The organism is Brevundimonas sp. LPMIX5, assembly GCF_003576505.1.
Classification (GTDB): Bacteria; Pseudomonadota; Alphaproteobacteria; order Caulobacterales; family Caulobacteraceae; genus Brevundimonas; species Brevundimonas naejangsanensis.
Map to the genome: position 1 here is coordinate 1 of NZ_QWTZ01000009.1, position 16,878 is coordinate 16,878.

Sequence of the window (16,878 nt, forward strand, 5' to 3'; positions counted from 1 at the left end):
GATTTCTGTGCGGAAGGGGTCTTGCCGTCGGCCATGTGTCGTCCTCTTGAGCCTGAAAGGGAAGATTCGTCCGCGCCCGCCTCACGCGGGGTTGAAGCGACGTGACGAAGCGCCCTCTATTCCTGGCGCGGGTTTAGGCCAGAATGCGGCGGCCGGGTAGAGGGACCGGCGCGAACACGCTAGGCTGGCTGCATGTCGAACGCTTTCAATCGTCTGTTCCGCGATCACCCGCGTGAGGTCAACGAGACCTATTTCGAGCATATGGCCGCCTCGTCGCGCTTCGGCTTCAAGCTGATGCGTCTGGCGGGCTGCGCATTCATCCACGCCGTCGTGCCGGGCCGTCACAAGACGACGGTGTCCGACGCCATTCGCAGCATGGCCCATGACATGGGCGGCCGCGCCGCCGAAGCCCGCGAATGCCGGATGCGCGACGCCGGCGTCTGGGACGTCGGCCTCTAGGCGCCGTTCAGCACGCCCACTGACCATAAGGCCAGGCTCAGCAAAAGCACCGCCGCCAGGATCGCCAGCCCAGTCCACTGAAAGGCGCTGAACCGGCGCGGCAGGCTGGTGCCGACAAAGCCCGCGCCAGACGCGAACGCCAGCAGGGCGAGCCCGCGCGACGCTGCACGAACCGTGGAATCGGGCGCGTTCAGATCATCGCCCTCGTCCGTGGCGAACTCTCCGGCCCGCGCGCGTTTCAGCAGGTCGCGCGCCTGCTCGGCCTGATCCGCCCGCCCCATGAGACGAATGCCCAACGCGCGCTGCATCAGGGGATCGACTGTCGTCTGGAACCGCTCGGTCACGGACACCTCGATATCGTGCGACGACAGGAAGGCGGCCGCCAGATCGGCCTCATAGACGTCTTGATATCGGGCGATCTCGACCAGGCTCATGCCGTCACCTTATCATCCGCCGCCCAATTGAAAACGGCGGGGCCCGAAGACCCCGCCATCGTCAGTCGTTCGCGTCGCGCGGACCTTACAGGTCCAGCAGGGCGCGCGCCGGATCTTCCAGCAGTTCCTTGATGCGGACCAGGAAGGTCACGGCTTCCTTGCCGTCGACGATGCGGTGATCGTAGCTGAGGGCCAGGTACATCATCGGACGAATCTTGACCTCGCCGTTGATGGCCATCGGACGTTGCACGATGTTGTGCATCCCCAGAATGCCCGACTGCGGCGTGTTCAGGATCGGCGTCGACATCAGCGAGCCATAGGTGCCGCCGTTGGTGATGGTGAAGGTGCCGCCCTGCATCTGGTCCATCGTCAGGGCGCCGTCACGGGCGGCCTTGCCCAGGGCGGCGATGCCCTTCTCGATGCCTGCCAGCGACAGCGCATCCGCGTCGCGCAGCACTGGAACCACCAGGCCCTTGTCGGTGCCGACGGCGATGCCGATGTCATAGTGGTTCTTGTAGATGATGTCCGTGCCGTCGATCTCGGCGTTGACGGCCGGGATTTCATGCAGGGCCTGAACCACCGCCTTGGTGAAGAAGGACATGAAGCCCAGCTTCACGCCGTGGCGCTTCTCGAAGACTTCCTTGTACTGGGCGCGCAGGGCCATGACGTTGGTCATGTCCACCTCGTTGAAGGTGGTCAGCTGGGCGGCTGTGTTCTGGGATTCCTTCAGGCGACGGGCGATGGTCTGACGCAGGCGCGTCATCTTCACCCGCTCTTCGCGCGGCTGGTCGGCGCGCGGGGCGGCCGGGGCGGCAGCCTTGGGCGCAGCCGGAGTAGCGGCGCCGATGGCGGCGATGGCGTCGGCCTTGGTGATGTTGCCCTTCGGACCCGAAGCCGACAGCGAGGCCGGGTTCAGGTTGTTTTCCGAAACGACGCGCTGAACGGCGGGCGACAGGTGAGCCGAGGCGGGAGCCTGCGCCGAACCCGTGTTGGCCGGAGCAGCAGCCGCAGCCGGAGCCGGAGCGGCCGCAGCAGCGGCGCCCGAGGCGGCGACCGAACCGATCACCTGGCCGGGGGTCACGGTGGCGCCGTCAGCAGCCGTGATGGTCAGGACGCCGGCGGCCGGGGCCGAGACTTCCACGGCCACCTTGTCGGTCTCGATCTCGACCAGCAGCTCGTCCTTGGCGACGGTGTCGCCCGACTTCTTCAGCCAGGTTCCGATCGAGCCTTCGGCGACGCTTTCGCCCATCGTCGGCACGGCGATGTCGACCGCAGCGCCGCCCGAAGCGGCCGGAGCAGCAGCAGGGGCGGCGGCAGGCGCCGAAGCCGCGGCGGTGCCGCCTTCGGTCACTGAGCCCAGCACAGTGCCGGGAACGACCGTGTCGCCTTCACCGGCGTTGATCGCCGACAGCACGCCGTCGGCGGGCGCCACGACTTCGAGCGAGACCTTGTCGGTTTCCAGCTCGACCAGGACTTCGTCTTTCTTCACGGCGTCGCCGACCTTCTTGGTCCACTTGGCGATGGAGGCTTCGGCGACGGATTCACCGAGGGCGGGAGTCAGGATATCGGCCATCTTCAGTGTCTTTTCGTGTCTGAACTTTGCTTGTCTTTTAGGTCAGGTGCGGCGGTCAGGCCATGGCCTCGGCGAGGAAGGTCTCGAGTTCCTTCAGATGGCGGCTCATCAGGCCCGCAGCGGTCGAGGCCGAAGCCGGACGACCGACGTAGCGCGCGCGCTTGGCCTTCACGTCCAGCTTTTCGAGCGTCAGCTCGATCCACGGATCGACGAAGGTCCAGCCGCCCATGTTCTTCGGCTCTTCCTGACACCACACCAGATCGGCGTTGGGGAAGCGCGCCAGTTCCGCCGAGATCGACTTGATCGGCCACGGATAGAACTGTTCCAGACGCAGGATGTAGATGTCGTTGACGCCCGCCTTCTCGCGCGCGTCCAGCAGGTCGTAATAGACCTTGCCCGAGCAGACGATGACCTTGCGGATGTCCTTGTCGGCCTTGAGCGTCACGCCCGCTACATCCGGACGCAGCTGGGCGTCGTCGCGCAGCACGCGGTGGAAGGAGCTGCCCTCGGCCATGTCGGCCAGGGTCGAGACCGCCTTCTTGTGACGCAGCAGAGACTTGGGCGTCATCAGGATCAGCGGCTTGCGGTACGAGCGGTGCAGCTGGCGACGCAGGATGTGGAAGTAGTTGGCCGGCGTCGTGCAGTTGGCGACCTGCATATTGTTCTCGGCGCACTGCTGCAGGAAGCGCTCAAGACGGGCCGAGGAGTGCTCGGGGCCCTGGCCTTCATAGCCGTGCGGCAGAAGCATCACGAGGCCGCTCATGCGCAGCCACTTGCGCTCGCCCGATGAGATGAACTGGTCGATCACCACCTGGGCGCCGTTCACGAAGTCGCCGAACTGGCCCTCCCACATGGTCAGGGTGTTCGGATCGGCCAGCGAATAGCCGTACTCGAAGCCCAGCACCGCTTCTTCGGAAAGGGCCGAGTCGATGACCTCGAAGTGGGCCTGGCCGTCGCGCAGGTTGTTCAGCGGGAAGTAGCGGACTTCCGTCGTCTGGTCGGTGATGCCCGAGTGACGCTGCGAGAAGGTGCCGCGCACCGAATCCTGACCGGACAGGCGGACATTGTAGCCCTCGTCCAGCAGGCTGGCGAAGGCCAGGCTCTCGGCCGTGGCCCAGTCGATGTTCTGGCCGCTCGACACCGCATCGCGGCGGGCGTCGATGACGCGCTTCAGCGTCTTGTGCACGTCGACGCTGTTGGGGATCGTCGTCAGGCGGTGACCGAAGTCCTTCAGCTTGTCGGCCGAGACGGCGGTGTCGCCGCGTTGCGCCGCATCGTCGACCTTCTCGGCGCCCAGGCCCTTCCAGACGCCGTCCAGCCAGTCGGCCTTCTTGGCTTCAAAGGTCTTGCCGGCTTCGAACTCAGCATCGAGGTAAGCCTCGAAACGAGCGATCTCGGCGTCCACCTCGGCCTGGGTGACGACGCCCTCGGCGATCAGGCGCTTGGCGTAGATCTCCAGCGTCGAGGGCTGGTTCTTGATCTTGGCGTACATCAGCGGCTGGGTGAAGGTCGGGTCGTCGCCTTCGTTGTGGCCGAAGCGACGGTAGCAGAACATGTCCACCACCACGTCCTTGTGGAACTTCTGGCGGTATTCGGTGGCCACCTTGGCGGCGAAGACGACCGCTTCGGGATCGTCGCCGTTCACGTGGAAGATCGGCGCCTGAACCATCAGGGCCACATCCGACGGATAGGGCGACGAGCGCGAGTTGCGCGGCGCCGTGGTGAAGCCGATCTGGTTGTTGATCACGAAGTGCAGTGTGCCGCCGGTGCGATAACCCTTCAGCCCCATCAGGGCGAAGCATTCGGCCACCACGCCCTGCCCGGCGAAGGCGGCGTCGCCGTGGATCAGCAGAGGCGCGACCTTGGAGCGGTCCAGCACCCATTCGGTGTCCGGCTTGCCCAGGTTGACCTCGGCCTCGCGGATGTCGAAGGCCTGCTTGGCGCGCGACTTGCCCAGGACGACCGGGTTGACGATCTCCAGGTGCGAGGGGTTGGCCGTCAGCGACAGGTGGACGCTGTGGCCGTCGAACTCACGGTCCGACGAGGCGCCCATGTGGTATTTGACGTCGCCCGAACCCTCGATGTCCGACGGGACGGACGAGCCGCCCTGGAACTCGTGGAAGATGGCCTTGTAGGGCTTGCCCATGACGGCCGCGAGCACGTTCAGACGGCCGCGGTGCGCCATGCCCAGCACGATTTCGTCAACGCCCAGGGCGCCGCCGCGCTTGATCACCTGCTCCAGCGCCGGGACCATGGCCTCGCCGCCGTCCAGACCGAAGCGCTTGGTGCCGGGGAAGCGCTTGTGCAGGAAGCGCTCGAAGCCTTCGGCCTCGGCCAGCTTCTTGAAGATGGCCAGCTTGCCTTCCTTGGTGAAGGCGTTCTGCGCGAACTTGTCCGGGCCCTCGATGCGCTGTTGCAGCCAGGCTTTTTCTTCCGGCTCGGCGATGTGCATGAACTGCACGCCGATGCTGCCGCAATAGGTGCGGCGCAGCAGCTCGATCACCTGGCGCAGCGAACCGGTCTCCAGACCCAGCACGCCATCGAGGAAGATCGGACGGTCCATGTCGGCTTCGGTGAAGCCGTAGAATTCGGGCGTCAGCTCCGGGTTCTGAACCGGCGGCTCAATGCCCAGCGGGTCCAGGTTCGCCTGCAGGTGGCCGTTCACGCGATAAGAGCGGATCAGCATCAGGGCGCGGATGGAGTCATGGGCGGCCGCGCGCACATCGGCGGCCGAAACACCGGCGCCAGCTGCAGCCGGAGCCGGGCGCGCGCCGGACTTGCCGGCGGCCTTGGGGTCAACCTTGGGCGCGGGCCAGCGGCCATCGAACACGGCGGTTTCCTCAGTCGGCTCGGTCGCGCCCGAACGGCCCCAGGAGCCGGCGGCGGCCGACTGCTTCACCAGGTCGGCGTTGTCCTTCAGCTGATCGAAGAAGGCGCGCCATTCCCCCGACACCGAGCCGGGGTCCGAGGCCCATTTTTCGTGCAGGTCCTCAATGAAGGCCGCGTTCGCGCCATAGAGGAAGGAGGTCTCGGCAAAGACCTGGTTCAGCCGACCCGCATCGTCCGCCATTTTTCTTTCAATCGTCCCTTTACAACCGCCCGCGCACAGCCGCGCGGAGAGCAGCGCCGTTCATATAGGCCCTGTTTCCTTACTGGTCATGACCGAAGGGAGGCGGAGCGGGTGGAATTTGGTCGATTCCGCAAGAAAAAACGCCTCCGGACGATTCCGGAGGCGTTACAAAAGGTCACATGGCGCGAAAAACGTCCCCGGAACGCGGATCGACTAGACTTTAGTCCAATTCGCCCCCGCCTGCGCCGAACCCACCCTCAAGTGAATCCAGCGCTCAAACAGCGAGCGACCGCGTCGCGAGCATAGCGCCGCGCCCCTCAAAAAAAGGCGCTGAAGCAGCGAGCCGCCGCGCGGCGAGCGATAGCGCCCGCACGCGCAGCGTGCGCCGCTGAAGGGCTTTAGCCCTTCAGCACTTCAACCAGAGTCGTGCCCAGACGCGCCGGCGACGGCGAGACGCGGATGCCCGCGGCCTCCATCGCAGCGATCTTGGATTCCGCATCGCCCTTGCCGCCCGAAACGACGGCGCCGGCGTGGCCCATGGTGCGGCCCTTCGGCGCCGTACGGCCCGCAATGAAGCCGGCCATCGGCTTCTTGCGGCCCTTCTTGGCTTCGTCGATCAGGAACTGGGCGGCGTCCTCTTCGGCCGCGCCGCCGATTTCGCCGATCATGATGATGGACTCGGTGGCGTCGTCGGCCAGGAACATCTCCAGCACGTCGATGAACTCCGTGCCCTTGACCGGGTCGCCGCCGATGCCGACGGCCGTGGTCTGGCCCAGGCCTTCGTTCGTGGTCTGGAACACGGCTTCATAGGTCAGGGTGCCCGAGCGCGAGACGATGCCGACGTTGCCCTTCTTGAAGATCGAGCCCGGCATGATGCCGATCTTGCACTCTTCCGGGGTCAGGACGCCGGGGCAGTTCGGGCCCAGCAGGCGCGAGTTGGAGCGGTCCAGGCGCGCCTTGACGCGGACCATGTCCTGCACCGGGATGCCCTCGGTGATGCAGGTGATGAAGGGGATCTCCGCCTCGATGGCTTCGATGATGGCGTCGGCCGCGCCTGCCGGCGGGACGTAGATCACCGAGGCGTCGGCGCCGGTGCGCTCCTTGCCTTCGGCGACCGAGGCGAAGATCGGCAGGCTTTCGCCGTGCGAACCGGTCCAGGTCTGGCCGCCCTTGGCCGGATGGATGCCGCCGACCATTTGCGTGCCGTAGTAGGCCAGGGCCTGTTCGGTGTGGAAGCTGCCGGTCTTGCCGGTCAGGCCCTGGACCAGGATCTTGGTGTTCTTGTTAACGAGGATGGACATGTGTCTGTGCTCTGAAATCTGTGTGTCTGCGAGGCGGTCGTCGTTAAGGCCGAGCCTTAGGCGATCGCCGCGACGATCTTCTGGGCGGCGTCGTCCAGGTCATCGGCGGCCGTGATGGCCAGACCCGACTCGTTCAGGATCTTCTTGCCCAGCTCGACGTTCGTGCCTTCCAGACGCACGACCAGCGGCACCTTCAGGCCCACTTCCTTCACTGCGGCGACGACGCCTTCAGCGATGACGTCGCACTTCATGATGCCGCCGAAGATGTTGACCAGGATGCCTTCGACCTTGGGGTCGGCGGTGATGATCTTGAAGGCCGCTGCGACCTTTTCCTTCGAGGCGCCGCCGCCGACGTCGCAGAAGTTGGCGGGTTCCTTGCCGTACAGCTTGATGATGTCCATCGTCGCCATGGCCAGACCGGCGCCGTTGACCATGCAGCCGATGTTGCCGTCCAGGGCGACATAGGCGAGGTCCCACTTGGAGGCCTCGATCTCCTTGGCGTCTTCTTCGGTCTCGTCGCGCAGGGCGCGGATGTCTTCGTGGCGGTACAGGGCGTTGCCGTCGAACGAGACCTTGGCGTCCAGAACGCGCAGGCGGCCGTTCTCCATGACGATCAGCGGGTTGATCTCGAGCATGTCCATGTCCTTCTCGACGAAGGCCTTGTACAGGATCGGGACCAGCGACTTGCCGTCTTCGGCGGCGTCGCCCGTCAGCTCCAGCGCGGCGTTGATCGCGGCGACGTTCTCGGCGGTCACGCCGGCTTCCGGGTTGATGGCGATGGTGTGGATCTTCTCAGGCGTGGCGTGGGCCACTTCCTCGATGTCCATGCCGCCTTCGGTCGAGACGACGAAGGCGGTCTGACCGACCGAACGGTCGACTAGCAGCGAGCAGTACAGCTCACGGGCGATGTCGGCGCCGTCTTCGATGTACAGGCGGTTGACCTGCTTGCCGGCCTCGCCCGTCTGGGCGGTGACCAGGGTGTTGCCCAGCATTTCCTTGGCGTGGGCGACGGCTTCCTCGATCGAGAAGGCCAGACGCACGCCGCCCTTGGCGTCGGCGCCCAGTTCCTTGAACTTGCCCTTGCCGCGGCCGCCGGCGTGGATCTGCGACTTCACGACATAGAGCGGGCCAGGCAGTTGCTTGGCGGCGGCTTCGGCCTGGTCGGCCGAGGTGATGGCGACGCCGTCCGCAACCGGGGCGCCGTAGCCCTTGAGGACCTGCTTGGCCTGATACTCGTGAATGTTCATGTCTGATCCGCGCCGTTTAGGGAGGTTTGTGGAAACTTTGGCCGCGCTTATAGGCGTCGCGCCTTCGCCTGCGCAACCGTCTGTCTGGTTATGGCCTCATGAGGATTTTCTTATGCGGCGGTCCGGGATCGCCCGGCCCGACGGCTCAGTCCACCCAGTCCTTCTTCAGCGTCCGCGAGGCGCCGAACAGCAGGACCGACGACAGCAGGTAGAAGCCCATGCCCGTATAGATGGCCCAGCGCAGGCTCTCGTCGCCGAAGGTCGGGCGCAGCAGGTCGCTCATCCAGCCGAAATAGTAGAAGCCTACAGCCAGTCCCAGCAGGTTGTTGATCAGCAGGAAGATGGCCGAAGCGGTTGAACGCATGGGCGCCGGGGCCAGATGCTGCACCGCCGCCGTCACCGGCCCCAGCCAGGCCAGGTTCAGCCCCGTCGGGATCAGGAAGATCAGGAAGGCCAGCACCAACGCCATCGCATGGCTGCCCCCGCCCGGTATCAGACTGATCAGCCACGGCGAGTTCATCGCCAGGATGAAGCAGGGCGCCGAGATGATAAAGGCCACCGCGGGCACCAGCGGATAGGCGCCCTTGGACCGACGCGCCATCCTGTCCGCCAGCGACCCGCCCAGCCATATGCCCATAAGTCCGCCGATCAGGGCGATGCCGGCATAGTACCAGCTGACCTGCGACAGGGTCAGGTTGAAGCTGCGCATGAAGAAGAGCGGCAGCCAGCCCGCTACGCCGTAACCGCACACCGACGACGCGGCGGCGCCCAGGGACAGCAGCCAGAAACTCTTCTTGCGCATGATCACCGTGCCGGTGGCCCGGGCGATGAACAGGGACACCCCGATCACGGTGAACAGACCCGCGCCGAAGAACGGGACCAAGGGATTGGAGGCCCCGGCGCCGAGCAGCGACAGGACGCCCAGACCGGCCAGCAGGCCGCCGACGCCAAAGCAGACCAGGGCGACCCTGCGGCCCAGGTCGACGTCCGCCTCGCCCGCCGTCGGCGCCGGAGGGGCCGCTTCGGCAGGCGCAATGGCCGCCTTGGCCGCTAGGTCGGAGCCGCCGCGCCTGGGATCACGCACCGTCAATCGCAGCAGGGGCGCGACCAGCACGCCGATCAGCCCCACGACGATGAAGGCGGTGCGCCAGCCATACTGGGCCGCCAGCAACCCCCCGACCAAGGTGCCGCCCGCCGTGCCCAGCGGAATGCCGAAGGCGAAGGCAGCCAGGGCGCGGGCGCGCTGGTTCGGCGGGAAATAGTCGGCGATCAGGGAATAGGCGGGCGCCACGCCGCCGGCCTCGCCGACGCCGACGCCCATGCGGAACAGGAACAGCTGGCCGAACGAGCCGGCGACCCCGCACAGGGCTGTGAAGCCCGACCAGACGGTCAGGGCTCCGGTCATGATCCACACCCGGCTGGCCCGATCCGCCAGCCAGGCGAGCGGAATGGCCAGGGTGGAATAGACCGAAGCGAAAGCGATGCCGCCCAACAGGCCGAACTGGCTGTCGGACAGCTGGAAATGCTCCTTCAGGGGCGAAGCGAGGATGCCGATGATCTGCCGGTCCACAAAGTTCAGCATGTAGACGAAGACCAGGATCGCCAGAACATAATAGCGATAGCGCGACGAGACGACGGGCTCCGGCGTGTTTGCGGCTTCGGTCTGGCTCATGGACATTTCCCGACAGTGACTCTCAAGGCGACGGTAGCGGCCTGGCCGACCCACGCCACAAAAAAGAAAGGCGGCGGCTCCAACGAACCGCCGCCCAGTGCGCTACGTTCAGGACCGCAGCATCAATACTTGGCCGAGACCTTGATCATCCAGGTCCGCGGCGCGCCGTAATAGGCGGTGCGGATGTTGCCGATGGACGAGAATTCCTGGGCGTCGGTCTTGTAGACTTCGTCCGACAGGTTCTGGCCGTACAGACCGACCGTGTAGCGGTCCGACGCGTCCGACCAGACGACGCGAGCGTCATACAGCCAGTAGTCGTCCTGATACATGCCGGGGATTTCGGTGGCCGTGTTCTCGTAGGTGTTGTCCACCGCCAGAGCCATCTTGGAGCGGAACTTGGCCGCGCCGCCGACCGTCACGGACGAGCCGCCCGACAGGAACCACTCATACTGGCCGCCGACCCGCAGGGTCCACTTGGGCGAGAAGGCCGGGTCCTGGAAGGCGCGGCTGCCGCCGAAGTTGGTGAAGCGGTCGTCCCTGAACTCCTTGTAGTCGGCTTCAAGGAAGCCGACCTGAGCGTCCAGCGTCAGGCCGCGGATCGGAACCAGAACGCCTTCCAGCTCGAAGCCGAAGATGTCCAGCTGACCAGCGTTCAGCACCGACAGGACCGGCGCCGGCAAGCCCGTGACCGGATCGGTGTCGAGGCCGGCGACGCGCGCCTGGAAGTCTTCATACTTGGTCATGAAGGCCGCCAGGTTCAGGCGGGCGCGACGGTCCCAGAAGGAGGTCTTGGCGCCGACTTCGAAGGAGTCGGCCGTTTCCGGCTGATACTCGGTCGCCTCGGTCGGCGAGTTGGCGCGGCCGTTGAAGCCGCCCGACTTGAAGCCCTGCGAATAACGCGCATAGACCATGGCGTCGTCGGACAGCTGATAGTCAGCCGACAGCATGATCGACGTGTCGTCGTACTTGCCCACGTCCGGCGTGAAGACATAGGTCGCGTTGAACGCCGGCAGCAGGCTGTAGAAGGTCGAGGTCGTGCGCCAGTAGTCCTTCTCTTCCTCAGTGTAGCGGACGCCCGCTGACAGGCGCAGCCTGTCGGTCACGTCATAGCTGACGTTTCCGTAGACGGCCTTGGAGGTCGTCTCCAGCGTATCGTCGATGGTGCGCAGGAAGCCCGAGTTGCCGAACGCCGGCCCCAGCAGGGCGTCATTGTAGCTCTCCTGATGGGAGTCGACGTCTTCCTTGAGGTAGTACAGGCCCGCCACCGCGTTCAGGCGATCGCCGGTGTAGGTCAGCTGCAGCTCCTGGCTGAACTGGTTCTGATCCACGGCCACCAGGGCGTCGGCGATCTCCAGCTCGGTCGCATCGAAGTCGATGTAGTCGTCCGTCGTCATCGCGCGATAGGAGGTGATCGACTTCAGCGACAGGGCGTCGGACAGGTCCCAGGTCGCGCGCAGGGCCGTGCCCCAGCTTTCCAGCCGCGTCTCGTTCGGCAGGCCCGTCGTCGTGCGGGTCTTGAAATCATACTTCGGAACCGGATTCGGCACGGGACGCAGGACGGTGGTCTTCAGCAGGTCCGTCAGATCATTCTGGGCCTGACCAACCGTCATGCCCGCGTCGTCCTTGGCGTAGTCGGCGTTCAGGTCGATGCGGAAGTTCGAAGCCGGGTCCCAGGCCAGGCTGGCGCGCACGGCGGTCGAGTTCTTGTCGTTGTATTCAGCGCCGGTGGCCGGATCGGTGACATAGCCGCCGCGTTCCGAATGCAGAGCCGACAGGCCTAGAGCCAGAGTGTCGGTCACCGGCCCGGAGACGGAGCCTTGGACTTCAACCAGATCATAGTCGCCATAGGCGGCTGAGGCGCGCGCGCGGAACTCCTGGCCCGGGCGGCGCGACACCAGCTTCATGGCGCCGCCGATGGTGTTCTTGCCGTAAAGGGTGCCCTGAGGACCGCGCAGAATTTCGACACGCTCCAGGTCCAGCAGGTCGAACTGGGTGCCGCGGATACGCGAATAATAGACATCGTCGACATAGACGCCGACGGCCGGGTCGAAGGTCTGCAAGGCGTCCGGCTGACCCACCCCGCGGATGTAGATGTTGGTCGAGTTCGACGAGCCGCGCCCCTGAACCAGGTTCAGGTTCGGCACCGCGCCTTGCAGGTCCGTCACCTGCTGGGCGCCCGTGCGCTCCAGCGTCTCGCCGCTGAACGCGGTCAGCGCCAGAGGCGTCGTCTGCGCCGACTCTTCGGTGCGACGGGCGGTGACGATGATGTCTTCGACCTGAGACGCGCCTTCCGGCGCCGTCGTGTCTTGAGCCTGGGCCGCAGAGGCCATTGCGCCGAAGGCGGCGCCCGCCAGCAGGGCGGTCTTCACGAGTCTGTTCATGTGCATCCCAATCTTGTTTCCGGCCCGATCGACGCTTTTTTATTCAGCGTTCAATGATTTTCAGCATAGGTGACCGGGTTTCCGCCTCCTGTCAAACGACGAGGCCTGCCTCAGGCCGCAGAAAGGCCCGCCCTGTGGCGCCGTTGCACTAACCCCCGAAGCGCGACTAGCTTCCGGCCATGACGAAGAGCGACCTGCCGCCGCCCCAGATTCCCGCCCAGCCTGCCGCCCCGACGCGGCGCGGGCGTCCCAAGAAGTCCAAGGCCGCCGCCGCCGGAGAAACCCGGGACGCCATCATGAACGCGGCCGAGGACCTGTTTTCCAAACACGGCTTCTATGGCGTCACCATCCGCGAGGTGGCGCGCGAGGCGGGCGTGGATACAGCGCTGGTCCACTATTATTTCGGAGCCAAGAAGGAGCTGTTCGACTCCGTCTTCAACCGCCGCGCCGAGGTGTGGAACAGCGAGCGCGTCGCCGCCGTCGACCGCTACGCCGAGGCCGCAGGCGACGCCATGACGCTGGAAGGCCTGCTGGAAGCCTTCCTGCGCCCGCCGTTCCAGTGGTCATTGAAAGGCGGGCCGGGTTGGAAGCACTACGCCGCTCTGGTGGCCCAGACCAACGCCAACCCCGCCTTCGGCGGCGAGACGATGGCCCGCTATTTCGACCCGGCGATCCGGCGCCTGCTTGAACTGGTCAAGCGCATCCTGCCCGAGGCGGACGAGGCGGACCTCTATTGGGCCTATCATAACCTGTCGGGCGCCCTGACCCTGACGCTGGGGGAAACGGGGCGGCTGGACCGCCTGTCCGGCGGGCTGTGCCGGTCAGGCGATCTGGACAGCGCATGCGACTACATGGTGCGCTTCGCCGCCGCCGGTTTCCGCGCCGTCTGCGGCCCGGCTCAGGACGATTAGAGCCAGCGTTTCTTGCGGAAGACGAAATAAGGCAGGGCCGCCGACAGGATCATCGCTCCGACCGCCGCCGGATAGCCGTACCGCCAGTGCAGTTCCGGCATGACGTCGAAGTTCATGCCGTAGATCGAGGCGATCAGCGTCGGCGGCAGCAGCGCTACGGCCGCGACCGAGAAAATCTTGATGATCTGGTTCTGCTCCAGATTGATCAGCCCCAGAGTCGCATCCATCAGGAACGTCACCTTGGACGACATGGAGACGCTGAGCTCGCTCAGCGCCGTCGCGTCCCGTTGCAACAGGCGCACGGTCTGACGCGCCTCGCGGTCGACCTTGTTGCCCGCCCGCGCGCCGGACACGGCCGCATGATAGGCCAGCAGCCGCTGCAGACTGGACAGGCTTTCGCGGATCAGGGCCAGGAAGTCGCCCGCCCGGCCGATATCCCGGATCACCGCCTGAAGGTTGTGGCTCTCCATCGCCTTGGGGTCGCGCTTGCGGAAGATCATCCGCGAGATGGCGTCCAGCTCCAGTCCCTTTGTTTCCAGCGCGTCGGCGTAACGGTCGATGACGGCCTCGATCAGCCCCATCATGACGGCCTCGCCGCCCGCCAGCTTTTCGCCAGGTTTGTGGGTGGCGTGGGCGATGAAGGTCTGGAAGGAGCGCGGCTGGCCGTAGCTGACCGTCACCAGCCGCCCACCCTTCAGGATGAAGGTCACCGGCGTCTTGATCGGATCGTGGGTCTCCAGATCGGTGGCGACAGAGCCGATCATGAAGACGCCGCCGTCTTCGGCATACAGGCGGGCGGACGGTTCGACGTCGTCCATCTCATCCCGGCTGGGGATGTCGATGCCGGTCATGACCTCCAGCGCAGCCGCCTCCTCGGCGGTCGGAGAGACGAGATCGATCCAGCAGGCAGGGCCGTGATCCACGGCCGTATCAAGGCGCACGAGCCGATCGGCGCGCCAGTCATAGGCGTTCAGCATGGTTGCTTCCTTTCGCGAGGGCGCTCGCGCGGAAGCGAAAGCGTCCTCAGAGCGTCGAAGAAGTTGAAGACAGACTTCGGTCTTCGGGGTTCATCTGAGGGTTTCCAAAAAAGACGCCGCCCCACGACAGGCATCTGGACGGCGCAGGCGTCTTGACGTGTTCGCAAACCAGGGTCAACCGCCCGCCTTTCTCCCGAGACCAGCCGATGGCGGAGTGTGACCTTTCCGCCCAGTCGCCGCGAAACGCCGCCGCGCGCTCGAAACAATGCGGAACGCGCGGGCTTGCCTCAGCGGCCCGGCTTGCCCCTCGCCTCGCACCCACGTAAGTCGCAAGGCCATGACCCAGACGACCGCGACCGCCCCGCTGATCTGCCCCTCCATCCTGGCCAGCGACTTCTCCAGGCTGGGCGAGGAAATCCGCGCGCTTGAAGCGGCGGGCGCCGACTGGATCCATGTCGATGTCATGGACGGCCATTTCGTGCCCAACCTGACCATCGGCCCGGACGTGGTGAAGGCCCTGCGCCCGCACACGACCCTGCCGTTCGACGTGCACCTGATGGTCGCCCCGGTCGACAACTGGCTGGAGGCCTATCGCGCGGCGGGCGCCGACATCATGAGCGTCCATCCCGAAAGCGGCCCCCACGTCCACCGCACGCTCGGCCAGATCCGCCAGCTGGGGGCCAAGGCGGGCCTCGTCTTCAATCCGGCCACACCGCTCAGCGTGCTGGAAGAGGCGGTCGAACTGGTCGATCTGGTGCTGATCATGTCGGTCAATCCCGGCTTCGGCGGTCAGAAATTCATCGAGACCTCGCTGAGGAAGATCGAGCGCGCCCGCGCCATCCTCGACCGCGCGGGATCGAAGGCGCACCTTCAGGTCGACGGCGGCGTGGTCGCCGCCAACGCCGGGGCCTGCGTCTCCGCCGGGGCCGATGCGCTGGTCGCCGGCTCCTTCGTCTTCAAGGGCGGGCCGGACGCCTATGCCGCCAACATCCAGGCCCTGAAGGCCGCCGCCGCGTGAGCCCTCTCGGCCCTTTCGCCCCGCGCGACAGCGACGTCCCCCTGGCCGAGGGGCACATCCCCGGCCTGAAGGGCGCCCCCATGCGGACCCCCGTGCGCGCCGCCTCGGGCGCGCGGCCGGATCCGCGCCTGTGGGCCTCGGTCGCCAAGGGACTGGTTGCGCGCCAGGCGTGGATCGAACTGTACGGCCTGCCCGGCTATGGCCTGACGCTGGGCGGTCCGACCGCCGAGGGCTTCGCCGTCAGCCCGCGCGACTTCCGCCCCCTGCCCGAGGAGGCGCCGCGCCCCCTGCTGTCGGGCAAGCTGACGCTGGCGGGCTTGAGCCTGGACGCCGGAACCCCGGCCGAGCTGTGGAACAGCCCCACGCCGAGCCGCGCCTTTGCGGTCGAGCTTCACAGCTTCAACTGGCTGCCGGCCATGATGGCCCAGGGCGATCGCGGCGTGCGCGAAGTTCTGGCCCTGACGCTGGCCTGGAATGAGGTCTTCAGCCGCTGGTCGCCCTTCTCCTGGGATCCGGACATTCTGGCCCGCCGCGTCTATCACCTGGCCTGCGCCGGACGCCGGCTGGCGGGCGTGGCGACCGAGGTCGAACGCCTTCAGCTGACCGATATCCTGGCCCATCAGGCGCGCCAGCTGCTGCGCCCGCCCGGCGGGATCATGGGCCGGGCCGAGCGCCTGACCGCCGCCGCCGTCGCCGGCTGCGCCCTGACCGGCAAGACCGGCGCCGCCATCCGCAACCGGGCGCTGAAACGCCTGCCCGCCGCCCTGAGCGCCACGGTCGCGCCCGACGGCGGCCACGCCTCTCGCGCGCCGGAAATGGGGCTGGAGCTGCTGCTGGACCTGCTGACGCTGGACGACGCCCTGGCCCAGCTGTCCGAAGTCACGCCCGAGGCCGTCGCCGAATCCATATCGCGCCTGACCCTGGCCCTGCGCATCCAGACCCTGCCCGACCGGAAGCTGGCCGTGTTTCAGGGCGGCGGCCCCTCGACGCCCGAGCGCATCGCCGCCGCGCGCGCCCATGACGACGCCCCCGCCGCCCCGCCCAGCGGCGCCGTCGGCGGCCTGCTGCGCGTCTCCAGCCCCCTGCTGACCGTCATGGTCGATGTCGAGGCGCCCGCCCGCAACGCCTGGTCGGCCGCCGCCTGCGGCCAGCCCGCCGCGCTGGAGGTCGTCTGCGGCCGCGACCGCCTGTTCACCTCGGCCGGATGGACGCCGCGCGCCCTGGACCGCCAGGCCCTGCGCCTGACGCCCGGCGCCTCGACCCTGACGCTGGGCGAACAGCCGCTGGGCGACCCCCTGTCCGGCTGGAAGGGCGAACTGCTGGGCCCGCGTCTGGTCGGCCCGCCCATCAGCGTCACCCGCCAGCATCAGGAAGGCGACGGCGCCGTCTGGCTGGAGGTCGAGCACGACGGCTGGATGCCGCTGCATGGTCTGATGCACCAGCGTCGCCTCTATATCGACCAGCGTCTGGACGAGCTGCGCGCCGAGGAGCGACTGCATCCGCCCGAAGGCCGCCCGGAAGCGACGCGCGCCATCGCCGCCCCCTACGCCCTGCGCTTCCAGCTGGAGCCCGGAGTCCAGGCCTCGCTGGCCCGCGACCGTCGCTCCATCCTACTGCGCGGCCCGTCCGGTCGCGGCTGGTGGTTCCGCAGCGACGGCCCCGACGTGGCCATCGAACCCGCCGTCCACATCGACGAAGGCCTGACCCGCCGCAGCCTCCAGATCGTCGTCCGCGGCTCGGCCCGCACCGACGCCGAAACCAAGGTCCGCTGGAAGCTGAGCCCGGCAGGCGCGAGCGGCGATCCGGACTAAGGGCTGACGCCGCGTCCCGTTGGT

At 66.8% G+C, this 16,878-nt stretch carries 12 protein-coding genes; 4 read left to right on the forward strand and 8 right to left on the reverse strand.

Features of this window, described 5'->3' with window-relative positions; genetic code table 11:
• Window positions 1-192: 192 nt before the first annotated feature.
• Window positions 193-459 carry a DUF6356 family protein gene (locus D1604_RS09400; RefSeq protein ID WP_024354486.1) on the forward strand — a complete coding sequence of 89 codons (267 nt, stop codon included), beginning with the start codon at window positions 193-195 and terminating at the stop codon, window positions 457-459.
• Here the strand turns inward: D1604_RS09400 and D1604_RS09405 are convergent.
• The 7 genes from D1604_RS09405 to D1604_RS09435 all read right to left on the reverse strand — a co-directional run bounded on the left by D1604_RS09405 (window position 456) and on the right by D1604_RS09435 (window position 12,137).
• Window positions 456-893: a hypothetical protein gene (locus D1604_RS09405; RefSeq protein WP_024354485.1), complete on the reverse strand. Its 438-nt coding sequence runs from the start codon at window positions 891-893 to the stop codon at window positions 456-458. The genes D1604_RS09400 and D1604_RS09405 overlap by 4 nt on opposite strands.
• An 85-nt stretch (window positions 894-978) precedes the next feature.
• Window positions 979-2,466, reverse strand: coding sequence for a 2-oxoglutarate dehydrogenase complex dihydrolipoyllysine-residue succinyltransferase (odhB, locus tag D1604_RS09410; protein WP_119413078.1), 1,488 nt, complete (start codon window positions 2,464-2,466; stop codon window positions 979-981).
• A gap of 55 nt (window positions 2,467-2,521) precedes the next feature.
• Window positions 2,522-5,536: a 2-oxoglutarate dehydrogenase E1 component gene (locus tag D1604_RS09415; protein WP_024354483.1), complete on the reverse strand. Its 3,015-nt coding sequence runs from the start codon at window positions 5,534-5,536 to the stop codon at window positions 2,522-2,524.
• A 398-nt stretch (window positions 5,537-5,934) separates the two neighbouring features.
• Window positions 5,935-6,837: a succinate--CoA ligase subunit alpha gene (gene sucD, locus D1604_RS09420; protein WP_024354482.1), complete on the reverse strand. Its 903-nt coding sequence runs from the start codon at window positions 6,835-6,837 to the stop codon at window positions 5,935-5,937.
• Window positions 6,838-6,893: 56 nt separating this feature from the next.
• Window positions 6,894-8,084, reverse strand: a complete 1,191-nt coding sequence (gene sucC / locus D1604_RS09425; RefSeq protein WP_119413079.1) for an ADP-forming succinate--CoA ligase subunit beta — start codon at window positions 8,082-8,084, stop codon at window positions 6,894-6,896.
• A 145-nt stretch (window positions 8,085-8,229) separates the two neighbouring features.
• Complete coding sequence (locus D1604_RS09430) at window positions 8,230-9,756, reverse strand: spinster family MFS transporter (protein WP_119413080.1); 1,527 nt, start codon at window positions 9,754-9,756, stop codon at window positions 8,230-8,232.
• A 122-nt stretch (window positions 9,757-9,878) separates the two neighbouring features.
• Window positions 9,879-12,137 (reverse strand): TonB-dependent receptor, encoded by a 2,259-nt coding sequence (locus tag D1604_RS09435; protein ID WP_119413114.1) that lies wholly within the window; start codon window positions 12,135-12,137, stop codon window positions 9,879-9,881.
• A 179-nt stretch (window positions 12,138-12,316) separates the two neighbouring features.
• On the opposite strand from D1604_RS09435, the gene D1604_RS09440 reads away from it, so the two are divergent.
• The gene (locus tag D1604_RS09440; protein ID WP_024354478.1) at window positions 12,317-13,048 is read left to right on the forward strand and encodes a TetR/AcrR family transcriptional regulator; all 732 of its coding nucleotides are present in this window, start codon (window positions 12,317-12,319) and stop codon (window positions 13,046-13,048) included.
• Here the strand turns inward: D1604_RS09440 and D1604_RS09445 are convergent.
• Window positions 13,045-14,025, reverse strand: coding sequence for a magnesium transporter CorA family protein (locus tag D1604_RS09445; RefSeq protein ID WP_119413081.1), 981 nt, complete (start codon window positions 14,023-14,025; stop codon window positions 13,045-13,047). The genes D1604_RS09440 and D1604_RS09445 overlap by 4 nt on opposite strands.
• A gap of 337 nt (window positions 14,026-14,362) precedes the next feature.
• On the opposite strand from D1604_RS09445, the gene rpe reads away from it, so the two are divergent.
• Window positions 14,363-15,043, forward strand: a complete 681-nt coding sequence (gene rpe / locus D1604_RS09450; RefSeq protein ID WP_119413082.1) for a ribulose-phosphate 3-epimerase — start codon at window positions 14,363-14,365, stop codon at window positions 15,041-15,043.
• Entirely contained in the window at window positions 15,040-16,854 is a 1,815-nt protein-coding gene (locus D1604_RS09455; protein WP_119413083.1) for a heparinase II/III family protein, read from the forward strand. Before rpe ends, D1604_RS09455 begins: the two co-directional genes overlap by 4 nt.
• Window positions 16,855-16,878: the final 24 nt, after the last annotated feature.